The organism is Pantoea vagans (assembly GCF_001506165.1).
Classification (GTDB): Bacteria; Pseudomonadota; Gammaproteobacteria; order Enterobacterales; family Enterobacteriaceae; genus Pantoea; species Pantoea vagans_C.
In genome coordinates this window covers 542,002-564,569 of the sequence record NZ_CP011427.1, presented here as the reverse complement: position 1 = coordinate 564,569, position 22,568 = coordinate 542,002, and the positions used below count along the sequence as shown (strand labels likewise).

Sequence of the window (22,568 nt, the reverse complement as noted above, 5' to 3'; positions counted from 1 at the left end):
TCAATGAGGTCAACGATGAAAATAATGGCAGTTTGTGGCTCCGGCCTGGGAAGCAGCTTCATGATGGAAATGAACATCAAGAAAGTGCTGAAAATGATTGATGTCACCGCCGACGTCGAACATTCCGATTTGGGTTCTGTGACGCCTGATGTAGCAGACGTGTTTGTGATGGCAAAAGACATTGCCTATAGCGCCAATCTTCCAGAAGACAAAGTGATCATCATTAACAACATCATTGATCTGAAAGAGATTGAGCAAAAAGTTCGTAGTTACTTCAATAAATAACACTCTCAACCTACTGAAAATATACCCTTCATACTTCAAGTTTCAGGTGTGTTGGCTACGTGCACTCACCTCAGTCACTTACTTGAGTAAGCTCCTGAGGATTCATGCACTTGCCGCCTTCCTGAAACCCGAATCATTTTGGGTATAGAACATTTACCGCTGAGGTTATTATGTTTATACAAAACCTTTTACTGGTAGTTGTCGACGTGCTGAAAGTCCCCTCCATTCTGGTTGGTTTGGTGGCGATGTTTGGACTGATTGCACAAAGAAAACCGTTCCCGGACATCATCAAGGGCACGGTAAAAACTATCCTGGGTTTTCTGGTGTTGGCAGGTGGCGCAACGGTGTTGGTGGGTTCGTTAACCCCACTCGGCGATATCTTCAAACACGCTTTTGATGTGCAGGGAATCATTCCAAATAATGAAGCGATGGTTTCCATTGCTTTAGAGAAGTACGGCGCACCCACTACGCTGATTATGGCGTTTGGTATGGTGGCCAATATCATTGTGGCGCGCTTCACCCGCCTGAAATACATCTATCTTTCAGGTCACGTGACGTTCTATATGGCCTGTATGATTGCCATTATTTTGTCGGTGGCGGGTTTCGAAGGTGTGCAGCTGATTTATACCGGCTCGCTCACACTCGGCATGCTGATGGCGATCTTCCCGGCCATCGCGCAACCTCATATGCGTAAAATCATCGGCCACGACCAGGTTGCGTTAGCGCATACCGGTACCGTGGGCTACGTGCTGTCAGGATGGATTGGCTCATTAGTGGGTAAGGGTTCGAAATCCACTGAAGAGATGAACATGCCAAAAAACCTCAGTTTTTTGCGTGACAGCACTATCTCCATCTCACTGACGATGATGATTATTTACTTTATTCTGTCGGTGTCTGCAGGCCGCGAATATGTAGAGAGTCAGTTCAGCCATGGTCAGAACTATCTGGTGTACTCGTTCGTGCAGGCGATTACCTTTGCAGCGGGTGTGTTTATTATCCTGCAGGGTGTGCGCTTAATTCTGGCGGAAATCGTCCCGGCCTTCACCGGCTTCTCGGAAAAACTGGTGCCGAATGCACGCCCGGCTCTGGACTGCCCTATCGTCTTCCCGTATGCACCTAATGCGGTACTGGTGGGCTTTATCTCCAGCTTCGTTGGTGGCTTGGTCGGGCTGTTCTTCCTCGGACAACTGCACTGGGTGCTAATTTTGCCAGGTGTAGTGCCGCACTTCTTCTGTGGTGCGACGGCGGGGGTGTTTGGTAATGCGACCGGCGGGAAACGCGGTGCGATGCTGGGTGCTTTTGCGCACGGTATCCTCATCACCTTCCTGCCAGTGGCACTGTTACCCGTGCTGGGTGCGATTGGGCTGACCAATACCACCTTCTCCGACACCGATTTTGGCGTCACCGGCATCATCCTCGGCAATATGGCACGCTACCTGGATAAAGGGATGATCATGATGATCATCACCGGCTGCTTCGCCTTGTTGGTTATTTATAACTATGTCGCCAGCAACAAAGCGACATCAGAAGAAGCCAAAAGCGAGTAATGATTGAGACGTAGCGGCGCGCTTTATCGTGCTGACCTGAAGCAGCTAAGCTGCTGACTGATGCGCAATAAATTGCGCCGCTACGTTTTCTTAACCTTTAAGGCTCTGCGTCAGTGCTTTACGCTGGCCTTCCAGATCCGTCACCCGGTTACACACCTCGTGCCCGAAGTTCTGGAAATCTTGTTCCTGATTCTTCCACTCCGCCTGAACCGCCTGCTGTAAGCCACCCAAATTGCCCATAATCGCCTGCAATGGATTGCTACCGCTCGCCGCCTGGCTGCTGCCCATCTCGTTCAGGCTATCCTGCATAATGCCGCCGAGCGTGCTCTGCACCAGCTTTTCACCGTCCGCACGCACTTGATCAATCGCCTGATGGTGGAAGGTCAATCCATCGGGACGATGCTCGATAATACGGTTCATCTGCTGTTTCAGCTGACCATCCAGAGTGGTGAGGCGATTACGCACGTTGCTGTTCGCCCCGAGCTTTTCCACAATCACTTTATCCAGTGCAATACGGCTGCGCTCCAGACGGGTAGAGGCACCGTTATCAACCCAAGGTAAATCACGGCGCAATGCGTTCTGGTAATCAATGGCTTTCTGGCGTGTCGCATTATCGACATTGGCTTTCTGACCGTTAAAGGTCACATCACCCTGCGGAGAGATTTCGAGGTTACCGTTGGTGCCCACCACCTGTACGCTCTGCGGTTTGATAATCACATCATCCTGAGGATTAACGCTGCACTGATAATCAGCCTGCGCCTGCGTCGCTGCGGCCAGCAGCAGTGCGGTAAGAAGAGCCTTACGAACCATGAAATCTTCCTTAAATAAAAGCCGCCCACGCCTTTGCTGTGAAAGCAGGTCAGGCGTAGGCGGCGCAGCGAATTGGGTGACGGCCAGCGCACAGTAACCGGAGCGTACATGAGTACGTGAGGATTACGAGCACTGCCCGGTGCCCAATGCGCAAGTGAGCTAGCCTGAAGCGAGATCTCAGACTAATAAATAACTTAGTCCCACCAAACGTCAAAGAGTTCAGTCACCTGAACGTCTGTCAGGTTGCGGGCTTCCAGCCACTTACGCACTAACTCGCGGTGCTCATCGGTGCATTTGCCGGTTTCCTGCAGGCAAACCAGACCTTCCCACACCAGATAACCGCTGCCATCATAAGCCAGGCCATTAGGATCAATCACTTCAGTGATGAACTGATCCAGAGTGGCATCAATCTGCTCTTCAGTGGTGCCTTCGGCAAAACGCCAGGCAACCGAGAAGCCTAACTCCTGAAACTCATCAATATGCAATTTTTTACGTAAACGACGGCTACGCTGTACGGCCATTATTTCACCCTCTCAAACATCAGATCCCATACGCCGTGGCCCAATCGCTGCCCGCGCTGCTCAAATTTGGTTAACGGACGCGTTTCAGGACGCGGCACGTAATCGTGACTTTCTGACAGGTTTTTATACCCGTCCACGCTGCTCATGATTTCCAGCATGTGCGTCGCATAATCTTCCCAGTCCGTTGCCATGTGGAAGACGCCGCCCAGCTTTAGCTTGCGCATCACCAGCTCGGCAAAAGGTACCTGGACAATGCGACGTTTGTTGTGGCGCGCTTTATGCCACGGGTCCGGGAAGAACAGTTGCACCATACGCAGCGAGTTATCCGGGATCATCTGCTGCAGCACTTCGACAGCGTCGTGGCACATCACACGCAGATTCTCCACGCCCGCCTCTTTAGCCGAGGCCAGACACGCACCGACACCCGGCGCATGCACTTCAAGGCCGAGGAAGTTCTGATGGGGATTGTTCTGCGCCATGGTCACCAGCGAGGCGCCCATACCAAAACCAATCTCCAGCACGACTGGGGCTTCACGGCCAAACAGCGCCACCATATCCAGCGGCTCCTGCTGAAACTCGACGCCCATCTCCGGCCAGTAATTATCGAGTGCCAGTTGCTGTCCTTTGGTTAAGCGCCCCTGGCGACGCACAAAACTGCGGATACGGCGTAATGGCCGCCCGTTCTCATCAAATTCTGGGGTGATGACGTCATTTATCATGTTGAAGCCTGCTGGTTAGCCTATTCTGGGAAACGGGCATTATGCAAAGTTAGATAGCAGAAGCAAGCCTTTGCAATCTTCCGGTTTACACCCTGATGTCTCTGTGCTGGAATTCCTGCCTGATTGTAGAGTAAACACGGAAAATTTCCTTCTAATGATGCAAGCGCCGCAGTTCGCGCAACAGGTGCTGGAGTGGTATCACCGCTTTGGCCGTAAAACTCTGCCGTGGCAGCAAGAGAAGACACCTTATAAGGTGTGGCTCTCTGAAGTGATGCTGCAGCAGACGCAAGTTGCCACCGTTATCCCATACTTTGAACGCTTTATGGCGCGCTTTCCGACGATCGCCGATCTGGCTGCGGCACCGCTGGATGAAGTGCTGCACCTGTGGACCGGTCTCGGCTACTACGCCCGTGCGCGCAATTTGCATAAAGCGGCGAAACAGGTGGTCGATAAGCACGGTGGCGAATTTCCGCGCAATTTTGATGATGTCGCCGCACTGCCTGGCGTGGGGCGCTCCACTGCGGGAGCCGTGCTGTCACTGTCGCTCGGCCTGCATTTCCCGATTCTGGATGGCAACGTTAAACGCGTGCTGGCTCGTTGCTATGCCGTGGGCGGTTGGCCGGGGAAAAAAGACGTTGAGAAACGTTTGTGGCAGATCAGTGAAGAGGTTACGCCCGCTGAAGGGGTCAGTCAGTTCAACCAGGCGATGATGGATCTTGGCGCGTTAGTGTGCACTCGCTCACGCCCTAAGTGTGAGATTTGCCCATTGAGCAATGGCTGTGTGGCTTACGCCAACAGCAGCTGGACTGAATATCCGGGCAAGAAACCCAAAGTGACCATTCCAGAACGCAGTGGCTGGTTCCTGATGATTCAGCATGGTGATGAGGTGTTCCTCGAACAGCGCCCGCCTGTGGGCCTGTGGGGCGGCTTGTTCTGCTTCCCGCAGTTCACCAGTGAGCAAGCGCTAACTGACTGGCTCGCCGAGCGCGGTATTCATGCCAAACCCCAGCAATTAACGGCATTTCGTCACACCTTTAGCCATTTCCACTTAGATATTGTGCCTATGTGGCTGGCGTGGCCTTCTGCCGGGTCGCTGATGGATGAAGTGAGCGGTCTCTGGTATAACTTAGCGCAACCACCGTCAGTGGGGTTGGCTGCGCCGGTTGAGCGCTTACTGCACGAACTGCGCCATCCCCAGCAGCTAAAACTGCGTTCAAGCATGATCGAAGAGGAAGAGTAATGAGCCGCACCATTTTTTGTACGTTTCTGCAACGCGACGCTGAAGGTCAGGACTTTCAGCTCTACCCTGGCGAGATTGGCAAGCGCATCTATAACGAGATTTCTAAAGAAGCCTGGCAGCAGTGGATGTCCAAGCAGACCATGTTGATTAACGAGAAGAAGCTCAACATGATGAACCCGGAAGATCGCAAAGTGCTGGAGAAGGAGATGATTAATTTCCTGTTCGAAGGCAAAGATGTGCACATCGAAGGTTTCACCCCGCCGGAAAAATAACCGTTCAGGGCCTCCCTTTGAGGCCCTCTTTTTCGAATCAGGCACGCATTTACAATGAATAAAAAACTGATAGCCCTGCTGGTGATTGCACCACTTTTGGTTTCCTGCTCCGGACAAAAACAATCGCAGTATCATGAAGAGTGGGTTAAGGACACCAACGGTTTCGATATTCTGATGGGGCAGTTTGCCGCCAACATTGAAAATATTTGGGGAATCAATGAGGTTCTGATCGCCGGACCAAAGGATTACGTCAAATACAGCGACAGCTATTACACCCGCAGTCACATCAACTTCGACAGCGGTAGCATCACCATTGAGACCATCGCCGGTACCGATCCAATGGCCAGCTTGCGCCAGGCGATCATCACCACGCTATTAATCGGTGACGATCCGGGTAATGTTGATCTCTACTCCGATGCCAACGATATCCAGATCAGTAAAGAGCCGCTGCTTTACGGCCAGGTGCTGGATAACACCGGTCAACCGATTCGCTGGCAGGGCCGCGCCGCCAGCTTTGCGGATTACCTGATTCAGAACAAGCTGCAAAAACGCACCTCTGGCTTGCATGTGATCTGGTCTGTCACCATTCCAATGGTGCCGAACCACCTCGATAAACGTGCGCACAAATACCTGCCGCTGGTACGTAAAGCGGCTGAAGAGTATGGCGTTGATGCATCCTTGATTCTGGCGATTATGCAGACCGAATCGAGTTTCAACCCCTATGCGGTGAGCAACTCTGACGCACTGGGCTTAATGCAGGTGGTTCAGCATACGGCCGGGGTGGATGTGTTCCGTATGAAAGGGAAATGGGGTAAACCGAGCCGCAGCTATCTGCTGGATCCAGCCAATAACATTGATGCCGGTACCGCGTATCTGTCGCTGCTGCAGAAGAGTTATTTAGGTGGGATTCAGGATCCGCTGTCACGTCGTTATGCGGTGATTACCGCTTACAACGGCGGTGCGGGAAGCGTACTGCGCGTCTTCTCCAGCGATAAGGATCGTGCCTTCTCAACCATCAACGGCATGTCGCCGAGCCAGGTTTATCAGACGCTGACCACCAACCATCCGTCAGCCGAATCTCGCCGTTATCTGTATAAAGTGAGCCAGGCGCAGCGCAGTTATCATCGGTATTGATCTACAGGGTGCGCCCTTAAAACCTGTGCGGTCGCCATTCATGGCGACCGCTCTGTTTATTACACCATCATATTCGCCACCAGATGCTTACGACCGCTCTCATCTTCCTCGGTGTAAACCCCCTGCAGCTCCGGTGAGAAGCCAGGCAACAGATTGATCCCCTCTTCCAGCGCGAGGAAGTAACGCTGCACCGCCCCGCCCCACACTTCACCCGGTACCACACAGAGCACGCCCGGTGGATACGGCAAGGCACCTTCGGCTGCAATGCGGCCTTCTGCTTTGGCAATCGGCACCAGCTCAACTTCGCCACGAATATAAGCCTGATGCGCATCCTGCGGGTTCACTTCCACTTTCGGGAAGCATGCCTCACGGAACATCGCCTTCTGCAGATCTTTCACATCGTAGCTAACATAAAGATCGTGCATTTCCTGGCACAGGCGGCGCAGCGTGTAGCCTTTGTAGCGCTCAATATTCTTGCGATAAACACTCGGCAGCACTTCCGCCAGCAGCGCATCCTCTTTCACGTGGTTTTCAAACTGCTCCAGCATCGCCACCAGGTGTGCCATCTTCTCGGTGTTCTCCGCTGGGGTCAGCAGGAACAGGATGGAGTTGAGGTCGCACTTCTCTGGCACAATGCCGTTTTCGCGCAGATAGTTCGCCAGGATGGTCGCCGGAATACCAAAGCTGGTGTACTCACCGCTGGCGGCATCAATGCCTGGCGTGGTCAGCAGCAGCTTGCAGGGATCGACTAAATATTGCCCCTCATCGTAACCCGCGAATCCGTGCCATTTCGCGCCCGGCTCAAAGCTGAAGTAGGCAGGATCGGCAGCAATTGCGTCGGTTTCGGCGGATTGCCACAGCTTGCCGTGCACTTTCTCTGGCAGGAACGGTTGGATCATCTCGCAGCGTTCCAGAATCGCTTTGCGCGCATCAATGCCATGGGTGACGCAGTCATGCCACATGCTGCGCCCCGCATCACCCTGGTGCATTTTGGCGTTGATATCCAGAGCAGCAAACAGCGGATAGAACGGGCTGGTTGAGGCGTGCAGCATAAAGGCATTGTTTAAACGCTTATGCGGACAGAAGCGTTTCTGCCCGCGGATGTGGTTGTCTTTTTTGTGGATTTGCGAAGTCTGGGAGAAACCCGCCAGCTGCTTATGCACCGACTGTGTAACAAAAATGCCGGGATCGTTTTCGTTGAGTTCCAGCGTCAGCGGCGAGCAGCCTGCCATCAACGGAATGAACTGCTCGTAGCCCAGCCACGCGGAGTCAAACAGGATGTAATCACACAGATGGCCGATGCGGTCTACCACCTGACGCGCGTTATACACGGTGCCGTCATAGGTGCCGAGTTGGATGATTGCCAGACGGAACGGACGCTGCTCTTTGGCACGATGCGGCGCCACTTTTTGTACCTGCTCACGCAGATAAGCCTCATCGAAACAGTGCGCATCAATGCCACCAATAAAACCAAATGGATTACGGGCCGCTTCCAGATACACTGGCGTGGCTCCCGCCTGAATCAGCGCGCCGTGGTGGTTGGATTTGTGGTTGTTACGGTCGAACAACACCAGGTCGCCACGGGTCAGCATGGCGTTGGTCACCACTTTGTTGGCGCTGGAGGTGCCATTCAGCACGAAGTAGGTTTTGTCGGCGTTAAAGACTTTGGCGGCAAACTTCTGCGCATCTTTGGCCGATCCTTCATGGATCAGCAAATCACCTAATTTGACGTCGGCGTTGCACATATCGGAACGGAAGACGTTCTCGCCATAGAATTCATAGAACTGACGGCCCGCCGGATGTTTGCGGAAAAACGCACCGCCCTGGTGACCTGGGCACGCAAAGGTGCTGTTCTGCATATCGACATAGCGGGTGAGCGTATCGAAGAATGGCGGCAGCAGGTCAGATTCATAGGCTTGCGCGGCGTCTTCCAGCGCCTCCCACTCTTCCTCAGCGCCATTGATTTCGCCGGTCACGCCCGGCAGCTTTAGCACTTCTTCATCGAACGCGTTAGCCACAAACACCGGCAAATTAAAGCCGGTCTGGCGCAACAGCGTTAACACGCCGCTGCGCGTATCCGCCAGTGAGACGACAACCGCCGCCACATCCGTAAAATCAGTATTGTCCAGCGTCACCACATCACGTGCGGTGTTCAGGCTGAGGCTTGGTGCTACCGCTACGCTGGCAGCGATTTTCAATGGATTCATAACACAAATCCCCGTAATGAAGGATGAGTGGGTGCCAGTGGCACAGCAATGAGGAAATTTCCCCGGCGAATAACGTCACTTCGGGCGGTTCAACCACCACAACCGATAGACATCAGTAAAGTCAGATCGCGTCTGTCTTTAGTCATGTCCAAAAGCATAGCGCGTTAAGCTGGCCTCACCGCATGGTGAGCGAGAAATGCGAACAACAGATGACGGAGAAACGCGGATGGCGAATGCGCAGTGTTACGAGCATGGCGGCGTCCTCAGGGGTCAGGCAGAAGGTGATTAACTGGGGCGCAATGATGGCATCTTTTTTTTACTGGAACAACCCGTGCAAAGAGATTTATACGCATAATCAACAATTTATAACCAATTGATTAATAATGTATTATTAGATTAAACAATGATAAAAACGCTTAAATATCTTTGTGTTATGAAAATTTATGCAAGGTATTACCAGAAGCCAGTTGTTCCCATGTTTCAGAGGCGTAAGATGCCAGTAACTTTCCTCAACCAGCCGGAGGCTGCATGTTCAAGGCATTGGTCATTGAAAATGATGAACAGGGATACCGCACATCCCTGCAGGATCTCTCAGAAAAGCAGTTGCCCGATCAGGATGTCACCCTCGAAGTCAGCTACTCCACGCTCAACTACAAAGACGCACTCGCCATCTGCAATAAAGGGCCGATTGTGCGCCAGTTTCCTATGGTGCCCGGTATCGATTTTGTGGGGCGCGTGATCAACAGCCGCCACCCAGAGTGGCAGCAGGATGATGTCGCTCTGCTCACTGGCTGGGGCGTAGGTGAGAAGCACTGGGGCGGTCTGGCGCAGAAGGCCAGCGTTTCCGGGGACTGGCTGGTAAAAGTCCCGGCGGCACTGAGCCCGCTGCAAACCATGGCGATTGGCACCGCCGGTTTCACCGCCATGCTGTGTGTGCTGGCACTGGAAAAACAGGGCATCACGCCGCAGCACGGTCCTGTTTTGGTGACGGGTGCCAGCGGTGGCGTGGGCAGTTTTAGCGTCAGCCTGCTGTCGCGCTTAGGCTATGAGGTCGTCGCCTCCAGCGGCCGCGCCAGCGACAGTGACTACCTGATCAATACCCTGGGAGCGACTTCGATTATCGATCGTGCCGAACTGAGCGCGCCGGGTAAACCGCTGGCGAAAGAGCGCTGGGCCGCGGCGATTGATAGCGTTGGCAGCCATACGCTGGCCAATGTGCTGGCAGGCATCAGACGCGATGGCGTGGTCGCTGCCTGCGGCATGGCGCAAGGTCTGGATCTGCCTACCAGCGTGGCTCCGTTCATTCTGCGCGGTGTGGTGCTGGCCGGTGTCGATAGCGTGATGTGTGCCAAACCGTTGCGCCAGCAAGCGTGGCAGCGACTGGCAGAGCTGGTGGATGGCGCACTGCTGGAGCAGTTAACCAAAGTGATCCCGTTGAGTGAAGCGCGTGAAGGTGCCGAAGCGCTGCTGGCAGGTGAAGTACGCGGCCGATTGATTGTGGATTGTCGCTAACGATTTGGTCGCCATAAATGGCGTAATGCTTGTCATTTAAGGACTCAGGCTGCTTATTGATAAGTGGCCTGACTGTTCAGTGCGGGCTCTGCCGCCACTACTGCCCCCTCAGGGCCGTCCTCGCGCCGCTAAAGCGGTGCCTTCGACTTCCACGTCGTGCCGGACGAACCGTTCGCGGATGACCATCCATGGTCGGCCGCGAACTGCCCCACGCCTCCCCGCGTGGGGCTCCTGGCCCAACGTAAAAGTCTCAGCGCTGCGGATAGCCCCGGTACGGCTCCAGACGGCGTTACTGTCAGTCGCTTAACTGACAAGCATTACGCCCGCAGCTGAATCTGCGGCCTTCCCTGCTCTTGTGGCATCACCACGTGCAGGTCCGCCTGATACCAGCGCGTCAGCGTGCTTTCTGTCATCACCTCTTGCGGCGCGCCCTGCGCCACCAGCTTGCCCTGATGCAGCAACAAAATACGATCGGACCACAGCGAAGCCAGATTGAGATCGTGCAGCACGGTACAGACGCTGAAGCGCCCGTTGCGCGTCAATTTATGCAGCAGACGCAAACTGTACTGCTGCCAAAACAGATCCAGTGCCGAGGTCGGCTCATCCAGAAACAGCCAGCCGCGCGGGCCATCATCGTGCCACAACTGCGCCAGTACCCGCGCCAGCTGCACCCGCTGCTGCTCGCCACCCGAGAGCGAGCGATAATCACGCTTTGCCAGCTCAAGGCTGCCGGTAATCTGCATCACTTCCTCAATCACCGCTTTGGATTTGCTGGCTGGCCAGGGCGCACGCCCCATCGCCACCACCTCTTCGGCAGGCAGCGGGAAAGTGACGCTGTTTTGCTGACGCATTACCGCGCGACGTTGCGCCAGTGGCTCACGCGGCCACTCACTCAACGGACGATCGCCCAGCCAACATTCACCCGTATCAGGCGTCAGAAACCCGGTCAGCAGACGCAGTAAGGTGGATTTTCCCGCGCCGTTAGGGCCAATCAAGGCGATCATCTCGCCTGGCGCGAAGGTGACAGAGACATCATCAATCAGTGCTCGCGCACCATGGCTAAAACGCAGGCCGCGAGCCTGCATTGAATCACTCATTCATCCCCCTTTGCTGGCGCAGAATCAGCCAGAGAAACCACGGCCCCCCCAGTAAACTGGTGAGTAAACCCACCGGCATCTCTGCGGGGATCACCACTGTGCGTGCCAGCGTATCCGCCAGTAACAGCAAAATCGCACCCGCTAACGCGGAGCCCGGCAACATCCAGCGATGATCGCTACCGACGCAGAAACGCATCACGTGCGGCACCACTAACCCGACAAAGCCGATAATTCCGCTTACAGATACCGCCGTGCCCACCAGCAGTGCGCTCAGCACCAGCAATTCACGCTGGGTGCGCTTCACATCAATCCCCATGTAGTGCGCATCTTCCTCGCCCAGTTGCAGCAGGTTAAGACGGCGCGCACGGGTCTGAATGGCAACCAGCCCAGGAAGGATCAGTACCGCACACACCGCCAGACTCGGCCATTGCGCGGCGCTCAAACTGCCCATGCCCCACAGCGCCAGCTGGCGCAGCTGTTGATCATTACTGAGCCAGGAAAGCACCCCAACTGCCGCACCGCACAGGGCATTAATCGCGATACCAATCAGCAGTAAACGTGACAGATTTCCCAGCGCCAGTCGGCTAAAACTGAAGATCAGCAGCGTGACGATCAGGCTGCCAATAAATGCCGCAATCGAGGGTAACCACAGCGCCAGCAGCGGCGGCAAGCTCAGCGGCACCACAATCGACACCGCCACCGCCAGCCCCGCTCCACTGCTGATACCCAGTAAACCAGGATCGGCCAGCGGGTTGCGGAACAAACCCTGCATTACCGCACCGGATACCGCCAACGCCATACCGAGCAGCACCGCCAGCAGCACGCGCGGCAGACGAATATTGAGCCAGATCTGCCACGCCATATCGCTGAGCGGTGCATGAAACAAGGTGCGCATAGAGAGCGGCATCGCGCCGAAATTGGCGGCCATCAGCATGCAAACCACCATGCTGATGCCCATCAATAGCAGCCAGCGCATCACGGCGGCATTAGTCATGCTTTACCGCTTCGGCGGCTTTGCGCAGCTTAACGATAGTCTCTGGCGTGTCGAGGCCAAAGCTCAGCAGTGCCATCTCGTCCACCACCAGCAGCGCATGATGCTGACCCGCAGGCGTCAACGCCAGGCCCGGCAGCGACCAGATTTTATCCTCGCCACCCAGCGTGCGCAGGCCATCTTCACCGACCACCACCAGATCGGGTGCCGCTGCCACTACCCCTTCCTGCGACAGTTGCTGATAATGCGGGATAGCGGCCATGGCGTTGACCAGACCGGCACTGCGAATGGCGGCATCTGCGCCGGTTTGATTTCCTGCCGCCTGGGTACGCATGCCGCCATGCGCCATCACAAACAGCACTTTCACCGGCAACGGCTGCTGTGGAATCTGCGCACGCTGCTTATTCACTTTTTCAATCAGCGCTTTAGCTTCATCTTCACGATGCAACGCTTTGCCGATGGTGGCGATTTTTTCCGGGATCGCATCAAGGCTGGTTTTGCCGGTGACATCCACCACTTTCACGCCCGCGCTCTCAACCTGCTGCAATACCAGCGACGGTTTCGCCAGCTCACTGGTCAGCACCAGCGTGGGTTTCAGCGCCAGAATGCCTTCGGCGTTGAGTTGACGCATATAGCCAATATCCGGCAGCTTATTGGCCTGCGCCGGATGCTGGCTGGTGCTGTCGCGTGCCACCAGATCAGCCTGCCCATCGAGCGCATAAATGATTTGCGTGACGTCCCCGCCAATCGAAATCACCCGCTCGGCGGCCCATGTCGGCAGTGCCAGCGCGCCCAGCAGTAACAGCGTCAAACGTTTCATGCCGTTGCTCCTAATGCGGTGACCTGCTCACGCCAGCGCGCCTGCTCAGGTGTGCCTTCGCTGCGTTGACCATAAAGCTGCGCGATCTGCGTACCGTCAGCAGCGAAGAGTTCGAGACTGGTAACGAAGCCATCACCGCTCGGTTTGCGCGTGACCCAGCTTTCGGCGATGTGATCCGCCATCAGATGCAGGGTGAAAGTTGGGTTGAAAATGTTGACCCAGTTGTCCATCGGCATCAGCTTCTCCACCGCACCGGTGAAGATCTGCGTGCAACCGCGATTGCCGATAAAGATCATGATTTCGTTACCATCCTGCTGCGCCTGATCCAGCAACTGGGCCAGTGAATCATTACTCACCTGGCGCGCCAAGTCGTCAGGCACCGCGCGGAACGCCTGCTGGCGCGAAATATTGTGACGCTTCAGTAAGCCAAAGAACTGATGCACATCGGTAATGGCGCGCCATTCAGCTTCCACTTTTCCGGCATCAATAGCGTGGCTATATTCCGGCGCAGCCGCAGGTTGCGGATCAAGTGGCGCAGCCGCTTCGATGCTGAATTCGGCGATCAACGCATCCCATGCCGCCATGTTGGTGTTATCCGTGGTGTAGATTTTCAGCACCGCATCGGCGTGGCGGTCAAAGATCTGAATGCTTTGACGCTCACCGCGCGCGGTCTGCTCACGCAGGAAGAAAGCGCTGTGCCATTGTGCCGGGAACAGACGTTGATCCAGCGCGCGCGGGTTAAGAATCAGCCCGGCATGTTCGCCGAGATGCAGGTTTTCATATTTCCCTACCTGCTCATGCACCGCATATTCGTTGCGGGTGATGCTTTTGGTTTCGCCAACAGCTTCCAGCGCTTTCAGCAACGCCGGGAAATCCGCTTTTAACGCTTGTGCATCCTGGCCGACGCGCGCTTCACACAGCTGCGCTTCGCCAATGCCCATTAATGCCGCCAGATCGCGGGCATACTTTTTCGGATGTTCGCCTTTCAGTGCGAGGTAGTGATCGTAACGTGGGTTCATTGCTCTTGCTCCATGAAAAGGCCCTGCGCGAACGCAGGGCGAAAAAGTGATTAGAAGTCGACGTTCACACCGAGCTGGAAGGTGCGGCCTGGCTGAGTTGCCAGCGCGATATCATTACGATCTTGCGCAGTATCGCTGGTCATTTCGCGGCTGCTCAGGTAATCCCAATATTTGCGATCTGTCAGGTTGTACACGCCACCGCTCAGCTTGACGTTCTTCATCACCTGCCAGTACGCCGTCAGATCAACCATGCCGTAGCCTGGCACACGTTCGTAATCGGTGGTGGAATCCGTCAGTGCAGTTCCGGTGTTGGTATAGCTCTGGCGATTGGTCGCGGTGGCTTTTTTACCTTTCACGAAGGTCGCGGTAACTGCTGCACCGTATTCATTCTGTGGTGCATCCCAACCCAGACCCAGTACCGCTTTCATTGGTGGTACGCTTTCCAGATCGACATAGCGGTCGCCGAGGTAGCTGGACTTCGATTTACCTTCGTTATAGCTAAAGGCGAAGCGCGCGCTCAGGCCCTGCACTTCCTCGAACCAGGTACCGAAGTTCACTTTTCCACTCAGCTCTGCACCATAGATATAGGCTTTATCGCGGTTCTCTGCCTGATAAGTGGTGTAGATGTTGCTCGGAACGTTGGTGAATTTCTCCGGGTTGCTCGAACGCATGTAACGGTTGTATGCAATGAAGTTTTTATAGGCGTTATAGTAAACCGCCGTGTTCATTACCACGCCTTCAGTCGGCTGCCCTTTCAGGCCCCATTCGAAGTTGTTACTGGTTTCAGTTTTCAGATCCGGATTACCGATCAGCGCGTACTGCTGGCTGCCCGCGTAGCTGGAACCAAGGTTCCATGAACCATACAGCTGGCTGGCGTTCGGGAACTGCGCGCCACGCTTGTATTGCAGGTAGGTCATCAGGTTTGGCGTCAGCTCGTACTGGAATGCCAGTGACGGCAATACCTGAGTATCACTGTTGCCCGAGCCGTACAGCGTTTCCACTTCTGATTCGGTCAGTACGGTACTGCCGGTGGTCAGGCTGCTGAGGTTCTGCGGTTTGGTATTCTGGTACGCAACGCGCACGCCAGGGATCACCGACAGATTGTGGCTATCCAGATCAAAGTTGATCTTATCCTGCACGAAACCGCCCAGCGTGTAGCTGCGGCTGTCCGCTTCTGGCTGCATGATCACACTGAAAGTACTTGGCGTTGGCGATTGACGGAATGGACGTTCGGTATCTTCCAAACGACCATTCAGGCCCGCACTGATTTCATGGCGGCCCAGGGTTTTCGCCAGACGCGTTTCGAAGCCATAGCTGTCGGTATTGTAGTCCGAATAAACCGTTTCATAGGCTGACGCGCTGGAAGGCATGTAGGTGTTGTCATGCGCTTCGGTGTGCTGCCAATAGATACGCGTATTCAGGCTGTCGATGAAATCGTTATACGGCGTGTATTCGTCCGCCAGGCTCAAGCCAAAGCGACGGGTATCGCTCTGCTGCTGCGCGGTGCCATAAACGGTATTGCCGGAGGTATCCCAGCTGTCGTAATGGGTATGATTGGTTTTGTGGTAGAAGTCTGCGGTACCGGTGATTTTGTGCGCGTCATTTGGCTCCCACACCACGCTGCCCAGCAGTGCGTCAGAGTGCCAATTGGCGGGATAAGCGCCACGGCTGGCATCGTTATTCTGCGTTTCCTGACCATCGCGGCGGCTGTAAACAAAGATGCCGCGCAGCTCCTGATCGCCCGCTGCAGCGGTGATGCCGTTATGCCAGCTACGGTTGGAAGAGTCGAAATCACTCTGATAACCAAAGTAGGTTTCTTTGCCTGGGCGCAGGTGGTCATCTGGTGTCTTGTTACGGAATGACACTGCGCCGCCGATAGCGGTATTCGCTTGATCAACGGAGGTGGCGCCTTTATCGATATCCACGCGACCAAACATGTAAGGATCGATGTAGTCACGGCCAATGCCAAAGGTATCTAAACCGGCGCGGCTGACATAGCTACGTCCTGTGGCATCCGGCAGCGAAACCCCATCGACGTTGATATCGACACGGTTGCTCTCCAGACCACGGATGTTATAGCCGGTGTAACCTGCGCGGTCGAAGCCGCTTTTACCCGCTGAAGATCCACCGCTCGCACCAGTCGCGGTGACGCCCGGTTCGTAACGCATGATGGTACCGAAATCGTTGCCACCATCGCGCTGCATATCAGCGGCGGTAATGGTGCTTTTGCTTCCGGCCTGTTTTTCCAGTTTCGGCGCTGTTACCGTCATAACGGGTTCAGCAGCCGTGGTTTTATCAGAAGATAGGGCAAGTGTCGTGTTGTCGCTGGCGGCATAGCTGCAAACGGCGTGTATAGCGGAAGACAAAATGGCAACTTTAAACAGACGTTGCTGGGTCATTCCCTGAAAGAGTGAAGACATGCGCGAAATACCTGGTTAATTGTTAGTATTCGCTCACTGGATTGCCGCCAAAAAAACGCGATATGCGTTAAAAAACCGTAAAATGTGTGGACTTATTTTATGTAATAAATAATTTCGTCAGGAATGTAATGCAATTGGTAATCATTATCAATAAACTTTACACTAAGATGTATCTTAGACCGCACAATTTGTTAACTTGTTTATAATCAATAATTAAGAAGAGGCATGTTATGTCGCAAAAACCGGCTGTGACCATTTACTACTGCACTCAGTGCAACTGGCTGCTGCGATCGGCGTGGATGGCGCAGGAGTTGTTACATACTTTTGCTGAAGACTTAAGCGCAGTGACGTTAAAACCGGGTACTGGTGGTGTGTCTGAAATCAGTATCGATGGTCAGGTGATTTGGGAGCGTAAGCAGGAAGGCGGATTCCCGGATGCGGCGGCGCTGAAGCAGCGCGTGCGCGATTTCTGCTGGCCCGACCGCGAGCTGGGACATGTGGATAAGAAGAAGCCTGGCTAATCGAGGTGCGCATAAATGCGCACACTACATTCCGCAGCACACATTTGTAGGTGTCGCCATTAATGGCGACCGCAGCTAATTAACCCTCGGCCTCATGTTTCTGCGGCCATAACAGACGATCCTGCGCAGTACTCAGCGTCACAATCGCAGGATGATAGATAGCGAATGATTCCGCCAGCGGGCATACCATGTATTTACCTTGCTGGCTGGGCACAAACTCTGAGCGTGGCATAAACGCCGCTCCTTCAAAACCCTGCTCCATCATCTCCAGCACCAGCCGAGGTTCCGACACCTTGATGCTGATATTGACCTGACTGAGGCTGCTGAACAGCTTATTACGCAGCATCTCATAAGTGCCTTCACCGCCAATGCGGTGCAAGAGAATCAGTGGGATACCGCTGAGATCGGCGAAATTGAGGGTTTTTCCCGCCAGCATGGCGCTGTAATGTGCTGAAACCACGGTAATGGTATCGATGGGTTGCAACTCGCGTACAAACCAGGGGTGACGGTCTTGAGGTATCTGCATCAGAGCGATATCCACACTGTGATCGATCAGCATTGCTTCCAGATGACTGGAATCAGACACCACGACGTTGATGTCCCAGTCGGGGCGGTTTTGGTAATAATCCATCAGGATCGGCGTGAAGTAGCGCAGATAAAGGTAGGAGATACCGATGGTAACGCGGCGCTGTTTACGTGTGGCGATGGTCACTGTCTGTCGCTGCAAACTGTTGACCTGGCTGAGAATATCGCAGGCACGACGATAGAGAAAACTGCCCGCCTCAGTCAGCACCATGGCGCGCGATGTGCGGGTGAATAAGGGAGAACCGATCTCCTCTTCCAGCTCCTGCAAACGTTTTCCCAACGGCGGTTGTGCGATGTTCAATAGCTTCGCGGCTTTACTGATCGAGCCCTGTTCCGCTATCGTGCAAAAATAGTGCAATCGTTTCAGATCCATGGTGCCTCCACGCCTTATTCGCGCTTATTTTAACATGGCCAAAATCGATCCAACCGCGCTGAACGCAAGCTTAGTGGATATAGCTGCTCCACAAATGACTCACCGGCATCACCAGCACCAACGCCGGTAACATGTTGGCCACCGGGAAGGATTTAATCCCCGCGATACGAAAACCCGCTGCCAGCATCACAAACCCGCCAGCCGCCGTGAAGTCGCTCATCATCGGTGCCGTGGTGTGTGGCAAAATCAGCACCGCGGCGGAAGCCAGCACCAGTTGTACCAGCAACTGTGGCACAGCAATAACCGCCACCGCATACCCCAGCAGCGTGGCAAAAATCGCCGCCGTGAAGATATCCATGATCGATTTCACCAGCAGGATGTTGGCATCGTGCGTCATGCCTTCGGTCATGGCACCAATAATGCCGGTACCACTGGCACAGAACAGCACCATGATCGCCACATACTTCTCGGTGAACGCTTCACCGCTCAGGCCGCCTTCGGCAGGCTGGCTTTGAAAGCGACTCACCAGCCCTTTCGCCAGATTTCCCAAACGGCCAATCTTCTCCTCCAGATAAACCAGTTCACCGATGGCGGCTCCGAGGATCAGCGCCAGGATCACCGCAGGCATACTGTGGATCTTACCGATCAGCACAATTCCGAGGCCCATCGACGACAGGCCGAAGGTCATTGGCAACGCGACGCGCAGCCTTTCAGGCACTTTGGTGCCGAGAAAAGCGCCCACCAGCCCGCCAATCAGCACGGCACTGCCGTTGACAAAGGGTCCCACTACCATAATTTTCTCCTTACTTATCGTTGTTATTTTCACCCCAGCGTTTGAGATTGCCCACGTCGAGATCGAACAGATCAAGGGCGCGCGCCACACTGTGATGCACCATCTCATCCACCGACTGCGGCTGCTGATAGAAGGCGGGAACCGGAGGGTAGATAATGCCGCCCATCTCGGTCACCGCTTGCATATTGCGGATGTGTGCCAGATTGAGCGGCGTTTCACGCACCATCAGTACCAACCGACGCCGTTCTTTGAGAATCACATCAGCTGAACGCGTCAGTAGATTACTGGTCAGCCCATGAGCAATCGAGGCCAACGAGTTCATTGAGCAGGGCGCAATCAACATGCCGAGCGTTTTAAAAGATCCGCTGGAGATAGAAGCCCCCAGGTTGCTGATGCTGTGAACCTCATCGGCTAAATCCACCACATCCTGCCGTTGCCAGTGGGTTTCCATTGAGCGTGTCACTTCTGCCCCCTTGGTCACCACCAGATGCACCTCGACATCTTGGTCGCGCAGCAGATGCAACGCCTTCATGCCGTACTGAAACCCTGACGCGCCGCTGATGCCGACGATAATCCGCCTTCTGCTCACTGCCACCTCACTTACTCAAAATCGGATAGAAAACGTTTCACATCGACTTCTTTGAACTTCGAACGTTCGAAATGCGCTTTCATATGCCACGGCACGGTGCAGTCAAAGATGGTTTTGCAGGTCACGCCCTGCTGGCTGATGCTGGCACTGTATTCCGGCACCTGGGAAGGATCGAGCGGATGGCAGCGCACACCGGGAATGGTGAGGGTATCGACATCGCCTTGATAGCGAGTTTGCATTGCCCACAGAATGTCGTCGGTGTCGAACACATCCACATCGTCATCCACCAGGATCACATGCTTGAGTTCAGAGAAAGCGGCAAAAGCGATCAGGGCTGCCTGACGCTGACGCCCTTCATCCACCGCCGATGACTTTTTGAACTGGATCACCGCCAACAGCTTGCCACCGCCGGAAGTGTGCGCATTGACGTTCAACACCCTGCCAGGCATTGCACGATCCAGCATATCGAGAATGCTGGCTTCAGTTGGAATGCCCGCCATGCTGACGTGTTCACCACTGGGGCCCAGCGTGGTTTGCAGGATCGGGTGTTTACGGTGGGTCACGGCTTTCACTTTGATCACTGGTAACTCGGCTTTGGCTTCGCCGGTATAGCCCGGAAATTCCGGCATCGCTTTGCCGGTATTGGTGTTCTGATCCTCCCGTACACGCACGTTTGGCAGCAGTTCACCTTCAATCACGATCTCCGCATGAGCAATGGCTTTTTCGTTGATGCTAACGCAAGGGGCCAGTTGAACCGGATAACCGCGCAGCGCACCGGCAATACTGAGTTCGTTGAAGCCAAGAGGCGTGGTGGGCGGTTCAAAGCAGGCGGCGATCTCAATTGCGGGATCGACACCGATACTGATGGAGATTGGCAATGGCTTACCGGCCTGCTCGGCTTTTTCACGGAAAGCATCAATGTGGCGGCCAGGCGTTAACCACATTGAGAGTTCGTCACGGCTTTGAATGCACAGGCGATGAATGGTGATATCGGATTCATGGGTGTCAGGATCGGAGGCGTAGCACATGCCCATGGTGAAATACGGACCAGCATCCTCTTCGGTGTTGGTCGGTGCAGGTAACAAAGTACGCAGATCAAAGCCAGGATCTTCGGCGTAGTGCACCACTTCCTGACAAGCCGGTTTGGTGCTGGTCACCACTGGCGCGATGGCATGATGAACCGAATCTTTCAGCAGGAAGCCGAGTTTTTCTGGCGGGCAGTTAAGCAGATGGCCGACACGCTCACGCGTTGACATCAATCCGGTTACCACCCGCACATCCGGGAAGCCTTTCACCTTATTGAACATCATCGCCGGGCCTTTGCGCGTAGGACGTTCGCAAGTGCCACCCGCCCCGACATAGCGATAAACGCCCGAAAGCTCAGCGTGGGGATCGACTTCAGTATCAGTGCTGACAAACTCACCTTTGATGCCGGTCAATAAGGCAATCGCCGAGCGCAGATCGTGTACGGCTGGGGTTTTGGTTTCAGACATATTTCTCTCCATAAACGCGTTAACTGCAATGGAGAAAAAGTAGCGCTAAATAAAAATGGGGGGAACTACCGTTTATATTTATCAGCTAAACCTTTTTGGTATGGCTGTAATAATTCATGTTGAGTTGTTTTATTTTTATTAATTTAAAACAGAAAAATTAACATAAGAGAGAATAAAAAAAGCGCGATAAATCGCGCTGTTATGCTGTTAACTATTGGCGATTTTTTCGGTGGCTTCGTTCAACGCATTAATCACCACCTCAAGCGCTTCAGGCGAAATATCTTCCTGCGCCAGACGATGATTCAAGGTATGTCGAATATTATGGATGGCCTGTTCCATTTCCGGAATACTGCGATTATTCACCAGAATGGCTAACGAAGTCAGGCGCTCAATAATAGTCGCAACATTGTCGCCATTCTCGGCTAATAATGCCCGACCACCGTTGTTAAGCGCATAGGCTTTACGAGACGCATGGGCATCCACGACGCGGATCGCATCCATCTCTTCCAGAAGCGTTAAGTTGGGATAGATAATGCCTGGGCTTGGCGAGTACTCCCCTTTCGACAGCTCTTCAACCGACTTGATCAGCTCATAGCCATGTGCCGATCCGTTCGCCAGGAAGTGCAACATCAATAAACGGATATCACTGGCGTCCAGCATCCTTTCTCGTCGCTTTTTACGCGCACCTGCACAGATTGCACGCTGTGCATTTTCGGACTGCCATGGAAAATCCCGCTGATGTTTCATTGCCTTCCCTGAGGTCAATTAAGGGAGGTTGATAGTAGTCTGCCGCCTGGCAAAATTCAACACAGGCGGCAGCAGGCGCGGTGAAGTCAGTTATTTCTGATGCCAGTAAGCCACTGCACGTACGAAGTCGGTATGAGCACCACGACGCTGCGTGAAGTAATCGCTAAGCAGCTTCACCGCCTCGCCTTCACCGGTCAGCCAGATAAAATACTCTTCTGCTGGCAGCGAGATCTTATCCAGTTGCGCAATCAACGGGCCCAAATTATCCACCTGCATCGTACCGCTGCCTAACCAGGTCACCTGCACGTTTGGCAAGTCGCCCAGGTAATCACGTCCGGTGTTTTCATCGGCAAACGCCAGCAGATGAATCTGCTGCGCCTGCATTTCAGCATAACGGCGCTTGAACGCGGGCAGACCGGTTTCATCGCAGACATAAATCTGGCAGGCGTAATCGACCGGTACCACGCAGGAACCCCGAGGACCGCCCATGGCGATTTGGTCACCCGGTTTAGCATCATTGGCCCAACTGCTGGCCACGCCGCCATCATGGATGTAGAAGTCGAGCGTCAGCGTATCAACGCCGTTAAAGGTCAGCGGGGTGTAATCACGCGCGGCAGGACGCACCCCGCCCGGCCAGACAATGCCTTCCTCGGTCATCTGCGGCAGAGCCAGCGCACTGCCCGCGTTTTCCGGGAAAAACACCTTGATGTGATCGTCATACGATGGCGAGTTAAAGCCCGCCAGATCGCTGCCGGTAAATTCGATACGCCAGAAAACGCCGGCGATTAAGGTTTTACTCGCCACGGTGATATGACGAAAACGCAATTCATTGCGTACGCGCTGCGGCGCACGATCGTTAGTGGTGTTTCGCAA

The 22,568-nt window shown here is 54.4% G+C and carries 22 protein-coding genes; 7 read left to right on the top strand and 15 right to left on the bottom strand.

The window, feature by feature from the left end; genetic code table 11:
• Window positions 1-15: 15 nt before the first annotated feature.
• Both LK04_RS02685 and LK04_RS02680 read left to right on the top strand, forming a co-directional pair.
• Complete coding sequence (locus tag LK04_RS02685) at window positions 16-285, top strand: PTS sugar transporter subunit IIB (RefSeq protein ID WP_039327264.1); 270 nt, start codon at window positions 16-18, stop codon at window positions 283-285.
• Between the two features lie 170 nt (window positions 286-455).
• Window positions 456-1,832: a PTS ascorbate transporter subunit IIC gene (locus tag LK04_RS02680; RefSeq protein ID WP_039327261.1), complete on the top strand. Its 1,377-nt coding sequence runs from the start codon at window positions 456-458 to the stop codon at window positions 1,830-1,832.
• A 90-nt stretch (window positions 1,833-1,922) separates the two neighbouring features.
• Here the strand turns inward: LK04_RS02680 and LK04_RS02675 are convergent, their stop codons facing one another.
• From LK04_RS02675 to trmB, 3 genes are all read right to left on the bottom strand, one after another.
• Window positions 1,923-2,642 (bottom strand): DUF2884 domain-containing protein, encoded by a 720-nt coding sequence (locus LK04_RS02675; protein ID WP_039327258.1) that lies wholly within the window; start codon window positions 2,640-2,642, stop codon window positions 1,923-1,925.
• 194 nt (window positions 2,643-2,836) lie between these two features.
• Entirely contained in the window at window positions 2,837-3,163 is a 327-nt protein-coding gene (locus tag LK04_RS02670; RefSeq protein WP_039327253.1) for a YggL family protein, read from the bottom strand.
• Window positions 3,163-3,882, bottom strand: coding sequence for a tRNA (guanosine(46)-N7)-methyltransferase TrmB (trmB, locus tag LK04_RS02665; protein WP_039327249.1), 720 nt, complete (start codon window positions 3,880-3,882; stop codon window positions 3,163-3,165). The genes LK04_RS02670 and trmB overlap by 1 nt, the downstream gene beginning before the upstream one ends.
• 154 nt (window positions 3,883-4,036) lie before the next feature.
• Between trmB and mutY the strand changes: the two genes are divergently transcribed.
• Genes mutY through mltC form a run of 3 tightly spaced genes read left to right on the top strand, consistent with a single transcriptional unit; the run spans window position 4,037 to window position 6,528 of the window.
• A complete protein-coding gene (gene mutY / locus LK04_RS02660) occupies window positions 4,037-5,122 on the top strand; it encodes an A/G-specific adenine glycosylase (RefSeq protein WP_039327247.1) in 1,086 nt (361 codons plus the stop codon).
• Window positions 5,122-5,394 carry an oxidative damage protection protein gene (locus LK04_RS02655; protein WP_034823278.1) on the top strand — a complete coding sequence of 91 codons (273 nt, stop codon included), beginning with the start codon at window positions 5,122-5,124 and terminating at the stop codon, window positions 5,392-5,394. Before mutY ends, LK04_RS02655 begins: the two co-directional genes overlap by 1 nt.
• Window positions 5,395-5,448: 54 nt before the next feature.
• Window positions 5,449-6,528, top strand: coding sequence for a membrane-bound lytic murein transglycosylase MltC (gene mltC / locus LK04_RS02650; protein ID WP_039327242.1), 1,080 nt, complete (start codon window positions 5,449-5,451; stop codon window positions 6,526-6,528).
• A 59-nt stretch (window positions 6,529-6,587) separates the two neighbouring features.
• On the opposite strand, the gene LK04_RS02645 is transcribed toward mltC, so the two are convergent.
• A complete protein-coding gene (locus LK04_RS02645; RefSeq protein WP_039327238.1) occupies window positions 6,588-8,735 on the bottom strand; it encodes an ornithine decarboxylase in 2,148 nt (715 codons plus the stop codon).
• Between the two features lie 528 nt (window positions 8,736-9,263).
• On the opposite strand from LK04_RS02645, the gene LK04_RS02635 reads away from it, so the two are divergent.
• Window positions 9,264-10,247, top strand: coding sequence for an MDR family oxidoreductase (locus LK04_RS02635; protein WP_039327232.1), 984 nt, complete (start codon window positions 9,264-9,266; stop codon window positions 10,245-10,247).
• 317 nt (window positions 10,248-10,564) lie between these two features.
• On the opposite strand, the gene LK04_RS02630 is transcribed toward LK04_RS02635, so the two are convergent.
• From LK04_RS02630 to LK04_RS02610, 5 genes are read right to left on the bottom strand one after another with little or no spacing between them, the layout of a single operon-like run.
• Window positions 10,565-11,344 (bottom strand): heme ABC transporter ATP-binding protein, encoded by a 780-nt coding sequence (locus LK04_RS02630; RefSeq protein WP_039327230.1) that lies wholly within the window; start codon window positions 11,342-11,344, stop codon window positions 10,565-10,567.
• Window positions 11,337-12,338 (bottom strand): FecCD family ABC transporter permease, encoded by a 1,002-nt coding sequence (locus LK04_RS02625; protein WP_039327226.1) that lies wholly within the window; start codon window positions 12,336-12,338, stop codon window positions 11,337-11,339. Before LK04_RS02625 ends, LK04_RS02630 begins: the two co-directional genes overlap by 8 nt.
• Entirely contained in the window at window positions 12,331-13,155 is an 825-nt protein-coding gene (locus tag LK04_RS02620; RefSeq protein WP_039327223.1) for a heme/hemin ABC transporter substrate-binding protein, read from the bottom strand. The genes LK04_RS02625 and LK04_RS02620 overlap by 8 nt, the downstream gene beginning before the upstream one ends.
• Entirely contained in the window at window positions 13,152-14,174 is a 1,023-nt protein-coding gene (locus tag LK04_RS02615; RefSeq protein WP_039327220.1) for a hemin-degrading factor, read from the bottom strand. The genes LK04_RS02620 and LK04_RS02615 overlap by 4 nt, the downstream gene beginning before the upstream one ends.
• A 50-nt stretch (window positions 14,175-14,224) precedes the next feature.
• Window positions 14,225-16,594, bottom strand: a complete 2,370-nt coding sequence (locus LK04_RS02610) for a TonB-dependent hemoglobin/transferrin/lactoferrin family receptor (RefSeq protein WP_039327217.1) — start codon at window positions 16,592-16,594, stop codon at window positions 14,225-14,227.
• A 230-nt stretch (window positions 16,595-16,824) separates the two neighbouring features.
• Between LK04_RS02610 and LK04_RS02605 the strand changes: the two genes are divergently transcribed.
• Window positions 16,825-17,115 (top strand): SelT/SelW/SelH family protein, encoded by a 291-nt coding sequence (locus tag LK04_RS02605; RefSeq protein ID WP_039327214.1) that lies wholly within the window; start codon window positions 16,825-16,827, stop codon window positions 17,113-17,115.
• A 79-nt stretch (window positions 17,116-17,194) separates the two neighbouring features.
• On the opposite strand, the gene LK04_RS02600 is transcribed toward LK04_RS02605, so the two are convergent.
• From LK04_RS02600 to LK04_RS02575, 6 genes are all read right to left on the bottom strand, one after another.
• Entirely contained in the window at window positions 17,195-18,073 is an 879-nt protein-coding gene (locus tag LK04_RS02600; protein ID WP_039327211.1) for a LysR family transcriptional regulator, read from the bottom strand.
• A gap of 70 nt (window positions 18,074-18,143) precedes the next feature.
• Complete coding sequence (locus tag LK04_RS02595; RefSeq protein WP_039327208.1) at window positions 18,144-18,866, bottom strand: DUF554 domain-containing protein; 723 nt, start codon at window positions 18,864-18,866, stop codon at window positions 18,144-18,146.
• 10 nt (window positions 18,867-18,876) lie between these two features.
• Window positions 18,877-19,455 (bottom strand): UbiX family flavin prenyltransferase, encoded by a 579-nt coding sequence (locus tag LK04_RS02590; RefSeq protein WP_039327205.1) that lies wholly within the window; start codon window positions 19,453-19,455, stop codon window positions 18,877-18,879.
• Between the two features lie 11 nt (window positions 19,456-19,466).
• Window positions 19,467-20,948, bottom strand: a complete 1,482-nt coding sequence (locus LK04_RS02585) for a UbiD family decarboxylase (protein WP_039327202.1) — start codon at window positions 20,946-20,948, stop codon at window positions 19,467-19,469.
• Window positions 20,949-21,155: 207 nt separating this feature from the next.
• Complete coding sequence (locus tag LK04_RS02580) at window positions 21,156-21,695, bottom strand: PadR family transcriptional regulator (RefSeq protein WP_039327199.1); 540 nt, start codon at window positions 21,693-21,695, stop codon at window positions 21,156-21,158.
• A 90-nt stretch (window positions 21,696-21,785) separates the two neighbouring features.
• A complete protein-coding gene (locus LK04_RS02575) occupies window positions 21,786-22,568 on the bottom strand; it encodes a siderophore-interacting protein (protein ID WP_039327196.1) in 783 nt (260 codons plus the stop codon).

Coding starts and splice junctions, on each gene's coding strand:
- LK04_RS02680 (WP_039327261.1), top strand. CDS start 456: ATGTTTATACAAAACCTTTTACTGGTAGTTGTCGACGTGCTGAAAGTC.
- LK04_RS02655 (WP_034823278.1), top strand. CDS start 5,122: ATGAGCCGCACCATTTTTTGTACGTTTCTGCAACGCGACGCTGAAGGT.
- LK04_RS02605 (WP_039327214.1), top strand. CDS start 16,825: ATGTCGCAAAAACCGGCTGTGACCATTTACTACTGCACTCAGTGCAAC.
- mutY (WP_039327247.1), top strand. CDS start 4,037: ATGATGCAAGCGCCGCAGTTCGCGCAACAGGTGCTGGAGTGGTATCAC.
- LK04_RS02630 (WP_039327230.1), bottom strand. CDS start 11,344: ATGAGTGATTCAATGCAGGCTCGCGGCCTGCGTTTTAGCCATGGTGCG.
- LK04_RS02585 (WP_039327202.1), bottom strand. CDS start 20,948: ATGTCTGAAACCAAAACCCCAGCCGTACACGATCTGCGCTCGGCGATT.
- LK04_RS02625 (WP_039327226.1), bottom strand. CDS start 12,338: ATGACTAATGCCGCCGTGATGCGCTGGCTGCTATTGATGGGCATCAGC.
- LK04_RS02600 (WP_039327211.1), bottom strand. CDS start 18,073: ATGGATCTGAAACGATTGCACTATTTTTGCACGATAGCGGAACAGGGC.
- LK04_RS02610 (WP_039327217.1), bottom strand. CDS start 16,594: ATGTCTTCACTCTTTCAGGGAATGACCCAGCAACGTCTGTTTAAAGTT.
- LK04_RS02580 (WP_039327199.1), bottom strand. CDS start 21,695: ATGAAACATCAGCGGGATTTTCCATGGCAGTCCGAAAATGCACAGCGT.
- LK04_RS02675 (WP_039327258.1), bottom strand. CDS start 2,642: ATGGTTCGTAAGGCTCTTCTTACCGCACTGCTGCTGGCCGCAGCGACG.
- LK04_RS02645 (WP_039327238.1), bottom strand. CDS start 8,735: ATGAATCCATTGAAAATCGCTGCCAGCGTAGCGGTAGCACCAAGCCTC.
- LK04_RS02615 (WP_039327220.1), bottom strand. CDS start 14,174: ATGAACCCACGTTACGATCACTACCTCGCACTGAAAGGCGAACATCCG.
- LK04_RS02595 (WP_039327208.1), bottom strand. CDS start 18,866: ATGGTAGTGGGACCCTTTGTCAACGGCAGTGCCGTGCTGATTGGCGGG.
- trmB (WP_039327249.1), bottom strand. CDS start 3,882: ATGATAAATGACGTCATCACCCCAGAATTTGATGAGAACGGGCGGCCA.
- LK04_RS02620 (WP_039327223.1), bottom strand. CDS start 13,155: ATGAAACGTTTGACGCTGTTACTGCTGGGCGCGCTGGCACTGCCGACA.
- LK04_RS02685 (WP_039327264.1), top strand. CDS start 16: ATGAAAATAATGGCAGTTTGTGGCTCCGGCCTGGGAAGCAGCTTCATG.
- LK04_RS02635 (WP_039327232.1), top strand. CDS start 9,264: ATGTTCAAGGCATTGGTCATTGAAAATGATGAACAGGGATACCGCACA.
- LK04_RS02670 (WP_039327253.1), bottom strand. CDS start 3,163: ATGGCCGTACAGCGTAGCCGTCGTTTACGTAAAAAATTGCATATTGAT.
- mltC (WP_039327242.1), top strand. CDS start 5,449: ATGAATAAAAAACTGATAGCCCTGCTGGTGATTGCACCACTTTTGGTT.